Annotated in this window: 14 protein-coding genes; 11 read left to right on the top strand and 3 right to left on the bottom strand. The window is 70.2% G+C overall.

Features of this window, described 5'->3' with window-relative positions; translation table 11 throughout:
• Positions 1–289 precede the first annotated feature (289 nt).
• Both BM085_RS37420 and BM085_RS37415 read right to left on the bottom strand, forming a co-directional pair.
• Complete coding sequence (locus BM085_RS37420; RefSeq protein ID WP_218158933.1) at positions 290–490, bottom strand: DUF397 domain-containing protein; 201 nt, start codon at positions 488–490, stop codon at positions 290–292.
• A 9-nt stretch (positions 491–499) separates the two neighbouring features.
• Complete coding sequence (locus tag BM085_RS37415; protein ID WP_093891518.1) at positions 500–1,348, bottom strand: helix-turn-helix domain-containing protein; 849 nt, start codon at positions 1,346–1,348, stop codon at positions 500–502.
• A 150-nt stretch (positions 1,349–1,498) separates the two neighbouring features.
• Between BM085_RS37415 and BM085_RS37410 the strand changes: the two genes are divergently transcribed.
• Complete coding sequence (locus tag BM085_RS37410; protein ID WP_093891517.1) at positions 1,499–1,714, top strand: hypothetical protein; 216 nt, start codon at positions 1,499–1,501, stop codon at positions 1,712–1,714.
• Positions 1,715–1,719: 5 nt separating this feature from the next.
• Here the strand turns inward: BM085_RS37410 and BM085_RS37405 are convergent, their stop codons facing one another.
• A complete protein-coding gene (locus tag BM085_RS37405; RefSeq protein WP_093891516.1) occupies positions 1,720–1,974 on the bottom strand; it encodes a winged helix-turn-helix domain-containing protein in 255 nt (84 codons plus the stop codon).
• Between the two features lie 302 nt (positions 1,975–2,276).
• Here BM085_RS37405 and BM085_RS37400 point away from each other — a divergent pair, with 302 nt between their 5' ends.
• From BM085_RS37400 to tmk, 10 genes are all read left to right on the top strand, one after another.
• Complete coding sequence (locus BM085_RS37400) at positions 2,277–2,537, top strand: hypothetical protein (RefSeq protein WP_143121246.1); 261 nt, start codon at positions 2,277–2,279, stop codon at positions 2,535–2,537.
• Positions 2,531–2,797, top strand: a complete 267-nt coding sequence (locus BM085_RS37395; RefSeq protein WP_143121245.1) for a hypothetical protein — start codon at positions 2,531–2,533, stop codon at positions 2,795–2,797. Before BM085_RS37400 ends, BM085_RS37395 begins: the two co-directional genes overlap by 7 nt.
• Before the next feature lie 358 nt (positions 2,798–3,155).
• Positions 3,156–3,356, top strand: coding sequence for a hypothetical protein (locus BM085_RS37390; protein ID WP_093891513.1), 201 nt, complete (start codon positions 3,156–3,158; stop codon positions 3,354–3,356).
• A 91-nt stretch (positions 3,357–3,447) separates the two neighbouring features.
• Positions 3,448–4,965, top strand: a complete 1,518-nt coding sequence (locus tag BM085_RS37385) for a DUF4349 domain-containing protein (RefSeq protein WP_093891512.1) — start codon at positions 3,448–3,450, stop codon at positions 4,963–4,965.
• Entirely contained in the window at positions 4,962–6,506 is a 1,545-nt protein-coding gene (locus tag BM085_RS37380; protein ID WP_093891511.1) for a hypothetical protein, read from the top strand. The genes BM085_RS37385 and BM085_RS37380 overlap by 4 nt, the downstream gene beginning before the upstream one ends.
• A gap of 31 nt (positions 6,507–6,537) precedes the next feature.
• Positions 6,538–8,652 carry a P-loop NTPase family protein gene (locus BM085_RS37375; RefSeq protein ID WP_093891510.1) on the top strand — a complete coding sequence of 705 codons (2,115 nt, stop codon included), beginning with the start codon at positions 6,538–6,540 and terminating at the stop codon, positions 8,650–8,652.
• 204 nt (positions 8,653–8,856) lie between these two features.
• On the top strand, positions 8,857–9,129 hold the full coding sequence (locus BM085_RS37370) for a hypothetical protein (RefSeq protein ID WP_093891509.1): 273 nt from the start codon (positions 8,857–8,859) through the stop codon (positions 9,127–9,129).
• A gap of 127 nt (positions 9,130–9,256) precedes the next feature.
• Positions 9,257–10,051, top strand: coding sequence for a DNA glycosylase family protein (locus BM085_RS37365; RefSeq protein WP_093891508.1), 795 nt, complete (start codon positions 9,257–9,259; stop codon positions 10,049–10,051).
• Positions 10,017–11,474, top strand: a complete 1,458-nt coding sequence (locus tag BM085_RS37360; RefSeq protein ID WP_093891507.1) for a B12-binding domain-containing radical SAM protein — start codon at positions 10,017–10,019, stop codon at positions 11,472–11,474. Before BM085_RS37365 ends, BM085_RS37360 begins: the two co-directional genes overlap by 35 nt.
• Positions 11,471–12,076 carry a dTMP kinase gene (gene tmk, locus BM085_RS37355; RefSeq protein WP_093891506.1) on the top strand — a complete coding sequence of 202 codons (606 nt, stop codon included), beginning with the start codon at positions 11,471–11,473 and terminating at the stop codon, positions 12,074–12,076. The genes BM085_RS37360 and tmk overlap by 4 nt, the downstream gene beginning before the upstream one ends.
• Positions 12,077–12,085: the final 9 nt, after the last annotated feature.

Below are 12,085 nucleotides of genomic sequence, written 5' to 3'. Positions count from 1 at the left end.
GTCGGGGTGACAGGATTTGAACCTGCGGCCCCCTGCTCCCAAAGCAAGTCTTACCGATCCGATGACCTGCTCTGGAGAGAGTTTTTCCAGTTCGGGCGGGGTGAACCACCTGGAATGACCGAGGTTCGCGGGGACCGGCCGGGAGCGGCTTGCTCCCAGCCTGCTCCCACTGACCAAACCTCGTGATCAAGGTCACATCGCCCTAGACTGGGCATCGGGTTAGTTGTTCCACGAAAGAGCCCCTCGGCAAGCCGCACTAGCCGAGGGGCTCTTTGTTACCTAATTGGGACTAGTCGAACTCGCCCGCCTTCACGCCGGCGATGAACATCTGCCACTCGTGAGCGGTGTAGCGCACCCGGGGCCCGTCCGGGTCCTTGCTGTTGCGGACGATACGGCCGCCGTCTTCCAAATCGGCCACGTCCACGCAGCCGTCGTTCGCTCCGCTGAAGGAGCTCTTGCGGAATTTCGGGTCGGGCTGGGTTAGGTCCACGATCCTCACCTACCTGTTCAGTTGATCCACCAGGGACGCCGCGTAGCGGATCGACTCCTCGGGCGTCATGGCCGAAGCCACCACGCGGGTAAAGATGAGCGTATATTCGTTCAGCTCTTCCGCCTTCTCGAGGTAGAGAGAATCCGTCGCCGTCTCCAGGTAGACCACCGATGGGTCCAGGTCGGCGGCGAAGTCCATCAGGATGAAGCTGCCGGCGGTGCCTGCGTGAGCGCCAACGGAATCCGGCACGATCTGCAGGGTGATGTTCGGCCGGGCGGCCATCTCGATGAGGTGGCGCAGCTGCTCGACCATCACCTCTTTCCCGCCGACGAGTTTCCGCAAGGCGGCCTCATCGACGATCGTCCACAGGCTTGGCGGATCGGGCCGGTGCAGGACGTCCTGGCGGGCCAGGCGCGCTTCCACGCGGCGCTTCACTGCCTCGTCGCCGAGGACCTGGCCGCCCCGGAACACTGCGGCCGCGTAGTTGGCGGTCTGGAGTAGGCCGTTGATGAGCATGCCGTCGTAGGCGCGAATCTGGGTGGCGTCAGCCTCGAAACCAGGCAGGGACCCTCGGAAGACATCGCTGTATTTGGCCCAGCAGCCCTTCTCGCGGGAGCGGCGGGCGAGATCGAGGATGGCGTCGCGGACCTGCTCGTCGGTGACGCTGTAGACATCAAGCAACGCGCGGATGTTTCCCAGGTCGGGGCGGACCCACTTGTTGGTCTCCATGTGGTGGAGGCGCCCGCGTGACCATTCGAGGCGTTCGCTGACTTCTTCAGCGGTGAGGCCGGCTTCTTGGCGGAGCCGGATGAGTTCGGCGCTGAGTCGTCGCCGTTGGACGGTGGGGCTGCCGCTCATGCGTCTCCTTGTGTGCACTGAGGGTGAGCGAATCATACGGCTGCGTTGCCTTATGAAGAACTAGACAATTCCGGCATCATAACTTCGGCATTGAAAGTTCGGCAGACCCAGTGCAGTATTGGGGCACCGGACATGTGAAGTGAGGTCCCAATGACGCTCACGAAAAATCGCGCAGCCGAACTGCGCGCGCTCTACGCCCTCTGGACCATCTGGCAGTCGGAGCTCGGCCGCTGGTGGGCCATGAGGGCAGGCAACCTCACCATGGATCAGGTCGCTGGCGGCGCCACGGCCACCGTGGATGCCGACGATCTCGACCAACTCGCCGAGCGGCTGGCGTTTCAGGAGCAGATTAGGACGGCAACATGATGCCGCTACTCCGCTCCGGCGTTCCAGTCCTCTCGCGGCCGCACGAAGGTGCCCTTGCCCGCGATCGCGTTCACGTAGCCCTGGCTGGCGAGCTTGGCCACGACCTTCCGGACGGTCTGCCGGGCAACCCCGAGCTCCTGCTCCAGGTGGACGATGCTCGGAATCGGCAGCCTTTCCTTGTAGGTACCGTTCTCGATCCGCTCACGCAACAGGTCGTAGACCTGGGCCCATACGGTCCGATCCGGGTCGAAGTCGATCATGGAGCAGACCGTAGAGGATCATGCCCGAGCGCATCCCTTCAGACCCGGGCATGCCCGGGCATGCCCGGGTTCATAATCCTGCGCATATTGCGTAGTCAAATGGGCACAAAGAGTTGCAGATTTCCAAGCGAGCACGGCGGTGGTGGCACGAAAGTGCCCATCATCCTCGCCACGGGAGCCACCGCCGTGCTCTCAGTGTGCACCTCCGGCAGCGCGCCCGCCGGAAGTTGCACTGGCCGTCTCCGGACATCTCCTCTCCGGGTGGGAGATGTCCGGAGATGCCGCCGACCGGCGGTGGCAGCATGAGCGCCGAACCTCAGGCAGCCGAGCTGACCATCGACCAGGTCAAAGCCGACCTCGCCGAAACGAACCCCCGATGGGTGATCTGGCGATCCACCACCGGCCGCTGGTGGGCCGACTGCCCCCACCTCACCCCAGAGGAAGGGAAAGCCGGCTGCATCCGCATGGTGTACGGCGACACCGTCGACCGGCTCAAGAAGCGGATGGACGCGCAGGACGCCCGCGCCCAGAACGCCCGTACGCGGAAGGCGGAGACGTGGTGACCCTCCTCGAAGAACTGGAGCTCGTCCTCAACCCGGACGAGCGGCGCCGCGAGATCCTCGAAGCCACTTACCCCGGCTGGCACATCGTGTACATGGCCCGCCCCGGGCACTGGTACGCGCGCCGCACCCTGCCGGTGAGCGGCACTCTGCGCGCCGCTGGCGTGGTCGAGTCGTTCATCCGCGGCACTTACCCGGCCTTCCTGCAAGCCCTGGATCAGCAGTCCTTGATCATCCAGAGCCACGGAGGCTACACCCCATAGATGCCCTGGCTGCCGTGACTGCTGCGGGCGCGGCAGCCAGGTGCAAAACCCCCGGGAGCAGAGCGCGCGCAGGCGCTACGTGCCCGGGTCGGGTGGCCCGCTGAGATCTGGAGGGGCGGGCGGGCCACCCCCACACACGTCCGGCAGGTGTGACTCGTCCTCCACCTACCCGGACAGGCCCGGCAGAGAGGTCGCCCCCGTACCTCCTGCCGGGCCAGGCCCCGGGTCTCTGTCCCCGCAGAGGCACCGGGGCCACCCTCCGGCCGGGCCCACACCCAAGGTCCTGCCGGACCCCGGCCTCTGCCCGCGGGCCGCTCCCGGGCAGAGGCCGGCCCCACACATCAGCAAGGAGACCAGCGTGGAAAAGCCCAAGGATCCCCCGCACCGCCCAGGCGGTCAGCTCCCCCTACTCGTCACCGCCGCCCCCGCCGCCCTGCGCGCCATGGAGATCATGCGCTCCCCGACGAAGACGGACGAGCTCATCGACGCGGCCCTGAACGACCTGCCGGACCCGGACGGCGACGAGGACGGCGAGAACCTCATCCGCCGCGGCCACTAATCCCACACGCAGAAGAGCCCCACCAGCGGCCAGGCCGGTGAGGCTCCCCTACTTGTGGTCCCACCCCTGCTCTGAACAGGACGCAGAACCGATGCAAGAAGTACAGCACCAGCCCACCCCCGCGCCAGCCGCACCGGGAAACCCGCCCAGACGCCTGTGGCGCACCGCCGCCGAACGCACCGCCGACAAGGCTGCCGCCGCGGCGCTCGCCGCCCGCGCCGGCATCGAAGCCCAACGCGCCCGCGACCAGCGGGAGATGGAACGCCTCGAAGCCGAACGCGAGCACCTCAAGCTGCAGGCCGAGCTGGCGGCCGAACGCAAGCGGCTGGACGACGAGGCCACCGTCGAGCGCAAGACCAAGTCCGCGGCGCTCCGCAAGAAGATCAGCCTCGCCGTCGTCCTGGCCTTCGCCAACGTCGGCGTCAACGCCGCCGCGATCCTCGGCCAGGTCCTCGCGCTCGTGCTCGGCCTCAGCTGGCCGTGGTGGGCGGCGGTGCCGCTTGCCCTGGTCGTCGAGTCCGTCGCGATCAACGTCGGCTACTTCGCCCATGACAAGCTCATCAAGGGCTACTCCGCGGTGTGGCTGCGCCTGCTGTCGTACGGCATCGGCGCCGGCGTCGGCTGGTTCAACTACGAGCACAACCACGCCCTTGAGGCGACCGGCGACTTCGCCGGCGTGTTCGGCGCCGCCTCGCTGCTGTCGCCGGTGCTGTGGCAGATCTACTCCCAGTGGCGCCACTGGGAGGACATGCGCAGCCAGGGGCTGCTGGAGGAGCGGGCGCTGCGGTTCCCGTGGCCGCGCCGCGTCCTGTGGGCGGGCGAGACGTTCTACATCTACCGGCGTGCGATCCGCCACGGCGTCCAGGACGTCGCCGAGGCAGACCGTCGCTTCCGGCCCGACTACGAGCGGATGCGGCGGGCGAAGAAGCAGCCGGCCCCGGTGGAGATGCCCGCCGATGTGGCCAGCCTCGCCGGCGCCCTGAACCGGTACACGGAGACCCGCATCCGGCCCGGTGAGCCGCTGGGGCCGGTCGCGCTCGACGACCAGTCGGCGACCGCCCTCGCGACCGGTCGCGATGTCGAGCCGCCTCTGTCGGGGCTGGGCCGGATGGTGCGTCCCGGGGACCCTCGGCCGGTCGGCCATCTGGTCGCGTTCGAGCTTCCTCGGCGACCGGTCGCGCAGCCGTTCGGCGACCGCCTCGTGCTGCCGCCGTTCATCGGAACGCTGTCGGTCGACGAGGGGTTGCCGGTCGTGGAGCCGGTCGCCGATCAGGGGGCGGACGCGACCGATTCGCGACCGGTCTCCGACCGGAAAAGGCCCACTGAGCAGGACCGTAAGCGGGCCGTCCGGTTCTACATCAACCGCGCCAAGAAGCTCAACCCGCCCTCGAAGCGGGACCTCGCCGACTGGACCGGCTTCTCCGAGACCTGGGCGCTGGACCGCATGCAGGAAGGCCGCCAGATCATGGCCGAGGAGGGGTGGACCTTCGACAAGAACGGCGCCCCGACGCCGCCACCACCGGTCGCCGAACCGGTCGCGTCCACCTCGGCGCCCGCGACCGTCAACGGCTCGGTCAACGGCCACAGCTCGACAGGCGGTGACTCGTGACGCACTCGATCGACGACGAGGCGGCCGAGCGGGTCAGCGTCTCCACCCGCCCGCCCGAGCAGGCCGACCCGGACCCCGTCCCGGACGAGCAGGAGGAGCCCTCCGCCGAGCTGCCTCGCCAGCGCAGCCAGCGCGGTGAGGCGCCTGTCGAGTACGGCACCCCGGCCGGACAGATGGCGCTCGGCGCCGCCTCCGTCCTCACCCTCGGCGGCCTCGGTCTCTACCAGGCCGTCGGCGTCCTCGGCCTCGTGGCCGGCGGCGGAGTCGCGGTGGCCGGCGGCAGCGGATACGCCTACTGGCGGTTCCGGAAGGCCCACCCCCGCAAGAACCATGAGCGGCGCGATCGGGCGCCGCGAGCCAGCCGCTCCGGCCGGGACCTGTTCGGCGATTCAACCTCGCGGTCGGGTCGCCGAGCGGTGTTCTCCGCTCCGAGCTCGTCGCGTGCGGGCCGTCCGCCTACCGGCCGTTCCATAGGAGGCCGGGCGGCACCTGGGGCCGCGGCGCGTATGCCGTCGCTGGGCAGCAGCCGTACCCGAGGCCTGGCAGGCAGCAAGCGGATGACGTTCCCCACCGGCCGGGGCTCCGTGCCCCGCGCTGGCAGAAGCCGCATCCCGAGCGCCCGCCCCGGCCGTCGGGCTGCCGCGCAGACCGCCGCCCACGCCGCCACGGCTCCGCTGCGCGCCGCCCGCCGAGCAGGCCGGGCCACCAGGCAGCGCGTTGCCCAGGCCGGGCGAGCAGCCCGCGCCTACGCCTCCCCCCGTCTGGCCCGTACCCGCGCCGCCTCCCAGCGGCTGGACGCAGCCACCGGGCACCTGGCCTCCCGCGCCGGGCGGCGGGTCGCCCAGGCGGCCCGGGCGGTGGACCAGCGCGCCGGCGGACGCCTGCGCCGAGTCTGCCGGGCAGTTCGGCCGCAGCACATCCGCAGCCTCTGGCAGGCGATGCGCCGACTGGACAGCGAGCTCACCAGTGACCTGGCCGCCTCCACACACCCTCGGGTCAGCGCAGCCTGGCGCCGCATCCGCGGCCTGGCCGAGCGGTTCGGCCTGATCAAACCCCGGCTGGCCACCCCGGAGCAGACCCCTCAGCCAGCCGCCGCCCAGCCCACCCCTGAACCCGCGTCGGCCGCCCCCGAGCAGCCTGCGCCCATCCGTACGTTCCCGGTGCGCGCCCCGAGCCGCACCCTCGCAAGGAGGCACTTCCGCATGTCGAATGGTTCCCCGCTGGTCGTCGTGTCCGCCGACATGATCGGTTCGGTCTCCCGCTACCTGCCCCAGGACATGTGGGACGTGGCCCGCGACCTCGACCAGCTCAACCAGGTGCCCGAGAACGTCGCCATGGCGCTGCGCACCTACACCACCAACCTCGATACCGCCTACCCGATCGACGGCCGGGTGACGTCGATGATGGGCGAGTTCTACGCCTCGATCGCCAAAACCTCTGCCATGGCCCAGGAGATCGCCCGGGGGTTCCGGAAGATCCACGCCGATGACATCAAGCGCAAGGAGGCGCCGCGCGCCGGCGAGCACTTCTGGAACATCTGACCAGCTCAACCAGCACCGCCAAGGAGTACCTGTGACCACCACGACGAAGACCAGGCCGATGGCCGACTGGTCGCTGGCGCCGCGCGGCGCGGTGTCCGGCGCGGTCAACGGCTTCCTCGGCGTGGCCGCGCTCGCCGCCGCCGCCCACGCGGTGGAGCTCGCCCCCGTATGGGCGGCGGCTGGCACCGCCGTCTCGGCCATCGGGTCCATCGCCCACAGTGCCGAGGTCGGCACGCACACACCCACCCTGCTGTATCGGTTGTGCTGCGTGCTGGGTGCCGGGTCCTGGGTGGCCTACACCGCGGCGACCACGCCGTGGACCTCCGGCGCTTTCTACACGCTCGGCCTGGGCGCTCTGGCCGCCGGCGCGTTGGCCCCCTGGTTTCGCATCAAGGAACCCGCCGCCACCGCCAGGACGACGCGCGCCGCGGTCATCCCGCGGCGCGTCGCCCAGGTCGCCGCCGAGTGGGAGCAGCGGATCCTGGACGTCACCCGCATCCGGGTGGAGATCACCGACGTGCGGACCTGGGACAGCAAGGCCGGCTACACGCTGACCGGGCTGCTGCCGCTGGACGGCACGACCCGCCAGCAGCTGGCCGGCGCCTGCGACCAGCTCGCCGCCGCCGCCCGCCTGCCCGACGGGTGCGGGGTGGAGGTGGCCAAGGGTCCGCACCGCGGCTCCTTCGTGATGCACGTGATGACGGTCAACCGGCTCACCGAGGACGTCGACTGGCACGGCGACCTGTCCGCCCGCGACATCCACGAACCGGCGTGGCTGGGTGAGCACCGCGACTCCAGCCCCATGACCGTGCCGCTGCGCGAGGAGTCGGTCATCCTGGTCGGCCAGAAGGGATCCGGCAAGACGACCGTGTTGCACGGCCTCATCTGGGAGGCCGCTCGCTGCTTCAACGGGCTGACCGCCGTCATCGACGTCAACGGCGGGTCACTGGCGCAGCCGTGGCTGCACCCCTGGCTGGAAGGGGAGACCGAGCGGCCGGCGATCGACTGGGTCGCCTCCGATCTCGACGAGGCGCTGGAGATGACGCGGATCCTGGTCGAGATGGCCATCGACCGCAAGACCAGCTACCGGCACCTGAAGGTCAAGCACAACCTGTCTCTGCTGCCGCTGTCGGCTGGGCTGCCGTCGTATCAGCTCCTCGTCGACGAGGGCGGTGAGCTGATGTCGACCACCACCCGCGACCCGATCAAGAACGAGATCCGCGACAACATCGAGGAGCTGCTGCGCATCGGCCGCGATGCCGGGTTCAACACCATCATCAGTTCGCTGCGGGCTGTGCAGGACATGGTCTCCCCCGACGTGATCAAGCAGTCCCGGGTGAAGATCGGCATGTTCTGCGACGACGAGGCCGAGCTCGCCTACCTGTTCGGTTGGAACAAGGGTGCCGACCCTGACGAGCTGGCCGGACCCGGCACGGGCTTCTACCGCGTCCCCGGCGCGACGGTCCGCCCGTTCAAGGCCGGTTACCTCAAGCACGGCGACATCGCCCGGGCTGCGGTGACGATCGCCAACAACCGGCCTGACCTGGACGCTGCCGGTATCGCGGTCGGCGGCGACGTCTACCGGGATCGGCTGACGCGGATGCGGAAGGCGTTCGGTGGCGGCAAGGAGGTGGCTTTGCCCGCAGAGAAGCTGCGCGCCCCGCAGCCGCCGGCCGAGCCTGCTCCGTCGCCTGCTCGGACCAGCGCCCCGCATCTCACCGTGCTCCGCGGTGGGGTGGCGTCCTGGCCGGATCCTGCTGAGATTGCCGCCACCGCGGCGGCCGGCTCCCTGTTCGCCGGCCAGTACGACTTGGAGCCTGAGCGGGTCGAGACGCTGCGCGCCGAGCAGGTCCATGAGGTCGAGGCCGGCCGCCCGCTGCCGGAGCTTCTCGTGCGTGCCCTGCAGGTGATCGGCGAGGACCGGCGCATCCACTCCGTGGCGCTGGCCCGCGCCCTCCGACTGGAGCAGGGCGAGCTCGCCGCGCTCCTGGGCGCCCTCGGCGTGCGGACACTGCCGAATCCGTTCGAACGCGGCGGCGAGAAGCTCCGCGGCTACGAGCGCCAGCACCTCGAAGAGGCGGCCAACGCGATCCGCCGCGGCGAGCTCCAGGTGCCGCCCGAGGTCGCCGACTGGCCGGCCGCGTGACCCCCACACCCCCCACGTGGGAGTACCACGTGGGGGTCCCATACCCCCACACCTGCCCCGTGGCACCCCCACACCCGCCCCAACTGCGGATACTCACCCGTGTGGGGGTCGTGGGGGGCACCCAGACCCCCCCCTTTCCGCTCCCCGAGCACGTTCAACCCCCACCCCTACCCGACCCCCCACACCCCCACGGAGGCGCCCGTCATGAACATCCCACCGTTAGTCGGCAAACCTCTGGCGCACGCCTGGGCCGAAACCCTGTTCTTCTCCATCGGGGCGATCATCGCGGCGACCCTCATCCCCCGCGCCGACACCCTGCCAGGCCTCACAGGGCTGACCGGTCTCGCAGTCGCCACGTTCTCTGTGGCCGCCTTATCGGCGATGTACGCCGTCACCCGATCTCCACGGCCCGGGCTCCTGCGGGTGTGCGGGTACGGCTGCGCGGCAATCATGCTCGCGGCCTGGCTGGCCCTGTAACCGCCGCATCTCGTCCTACGACAACGAGGGCCCCGATGACACCTGATGCCCTACCGTGGCGGCCACGCGGCCCACCCACGCCCCAGCCGCCCCACCCGATCCACTCCGCACCTTGGAGGAACCACCCATGAACTGGACCATGCTCGACCACCCCGGATGGGACACCATCTCCGACGCCGCACCGGTCCGCGCCATGCGCGCCCCGGCCGGCACCTGGCTCCTCACCCATCCCGACACCACCACCCTGCTCGGCGGTGACGGCGCCGCCCCGACCCTCGACGTCTACACGCCCGCAGCCCTGCACGACACCCCCCTCCCGGCCGAGCTACGCACCGCCCTGAACCAGCTCGGCCCCGTCCAGCGGTGGCGCAACGCCGACCTGTGGGAAGCCCTGGCCACCGCGATCATCCGACAGGTCATCCGCGCCGGACAGGCCCGCAAAATGCACGCCGCGTTCCGGACCGCCGCCGGCCAGGCGGCCGGGCCGACCGCGCTCATCCCCACCCCAGAGGAGGTCCTGGCCCTCAGCCCAGAGCAGTTCGCGGCGCTGGGGATGGCGTTCAAACGACGCCCCCTCCAGGCCGCGGCCGCCGCATACCTCGCCCACCGCGCCGAGTGGGCGGAACTCGCCCCTGACGTGCTGGTCAAGGCCGTGCAAGCCGTACCCCGCATCGGGCCCTGGACCGCCGGGGCCGCCGTCGCCGACTACAGCGGCGACTTCACCCTCTACCCCTTCGCCGACCTCGCCGTCCGCACCTGGGCGGCGCTCGCCGACCCCGCCACCACCTGGCCCACCGACGAACCCTCATTCGCCGGCCTGTGGCAGGAGCTGGCCGGGCCGCACCTATCCACTCTCACCGTTCTCACACTCGCCTGGGGAGACCACCATGCACGCACTGATCAAGGGAGTACGCACCACTGAACAAGGCACCACACCTGCGCAGCTCGACCTGCTCCTCGTCAACGCACCCCTGCGGGACTACACCCTCCGGCCCCGCATCAACGACTACACCTTGCCGGTGCTCGGCATGGCCTACATCGCCACCTACGCCGCCAACCACGGCTACCGGGTCGGCATCCTGGACGCCGAGGCCGCCGGCCTCCCCATCACCGACACCATCGACCTGATCAACCAGGTCGCCCCCCGCTGGGCCGGGTTCAACCTGCTGGCCCCCACCTACGAGATCAGCGCCGACATCGCCGCCGCCCTCGACCCGAGCATCCGCATCATGGTCGGCGGCCACCACGCCAAGGCCATGCCCGTCCCGATCCTCACCGACCCGCGGCTGGCCCGCTGCGACGCCCTCATCCTCGGCGAGGCCGAGACCCGCGTCGTCGAGCTCTTGGACGATCACCGCAACCGGGCCGACCTGCCCGGCGTGATGTGGATCGATCCGCTCCTCGGAGCCCCGGTCACCGGCGGCCGGCCCGGCACCAGCCACCACCTCGCCCCGAACATCAACAGCCTGCCGTTCGTCGACCGCGTCTACCTCGCCCAGGACCCGTACCTGGCCGGCGACGGCAGAGTCGAGGCGAACATGGTCGGGGCGCGCGGCTGCCCCTACGACTGCTCGTTCTGCGGCGCCGCGGTCAGCGCGAACCCCGACATCACCATCCGGGTCCGCGACCCGCTCGACATCATCGCCGAGATGCACCAGCTCCGCGACGAGCACGGGGTGACGGCGTTTCGCTTCGTGGACGACTTGTTTTTGGGGGCCAGGCGGGTGATCGACCAGATGATGGCCGCGTTCGCCGCCGAGAAGGTCGGCGACTGGGCGGTGTGGGACGCCACCGGCCGCATCAACGTGCTGCACCGAGTCCCGGACGCAACACTCGACCTGCTCGCCGCATGCGGGCTCCGCGAAGTCGCCCTCGGCGTCGAAAGCGGCTCGGAGCGGATGTTGAGCTACATCGACAAGCGCATCACCCGGGACATGATCCTGTCGGTGGTGCAGCGGCTCACCATCCGCGGCATCCGCATCAAGGGCTACTTCATCCTCGGCTTCCCCACCGAAACCCGGGCGGAGCTGGGCGAGACCGTCGACCTGATTCACCGCCTGTGGGACCTCACCGCCACCACGCCGGGAACGTTCCGGGCATCGGTGTTCCAGTTCCGCCCCTACCCCGGCACCCCCGAGTGGACGCGGCTCATGGCCACCGGCCGCTACACCGCCGAGCAGCTCCTGGACTACGCGCCCGTCGACCTCGGCAGCAGCGAGGAGCTCCGCGGCCGCGACGAGTTCAACTTCTCCTCCGGCATCCAGTTCGGCGAGGCCACCGAGCAGGAGATCCACCAGCACCTGGCCGACCTCGCCCGCGCCCAGCACTCCCGGAGGACCGCATGAGCCTGTTCGTCACCCTGGACGGGCCCGGCGGCGCCGGCAAGTCCACACTCGTCGCCCTGGTCGCCGAGCAGCTCGCCGCCGCAGGCATCCCAGTGTTCGCTACCCGGGAGCCGTCCGACGGCCCCCTCGGCACGGTGGCCCGCCACCAGACCGCAACGTTCTCCGGCACCGCGCTGGCCTGCCTGGTCGCCGCAGATCGCTACCACCACCTGGCCGCCGAGATCCACCCTGCGCTGGCGGGGGGCGCGGTGGTGGTGTGCGACCGATACGTGCCCTCCTCCTACGTGCTCCAGGTGAGGGACGGCGTCCCGCTGGACTACATCCGCCAGCTCAACGCTCTGGCCGCCCGGCCGGACCTGTCCGTCCTCGTCACCGCCGCCCCGGCCACCCTGGAGCAGCGGCTCACCGTACGAGGTGTGCACTCCCGGTTCGAGCACGACGGGTCCAGTGCGATCGAGGCCCAGCTGTACGACGAGCTGGCCGACGTCCTCGCCGAGGACGGGTTCCCGCCGTACTACCGGATCGACACCGGGGAGGTTCCACCGCAAGTCGCCGCAGCGGCCATCACCGACCGCATCCGTCGACTATCGTCACGCGGGTAACGCTCGCAC

The organism is Streptosporangium canum, from assembly GCF_900113865.1.
Classification (GTDB): domain Bacteria; phylum Actinomycetota; class Actinomycetes; order Streptosporangiales; family Streptosporangiaceae; genus Streptosporangium; species Streptosporangium canum.
The sequence above is the reverse complement of the archived record's forward strand: the minus strand, read 5'-3'. Positions and strand labels throughout refer to the sequence as shown.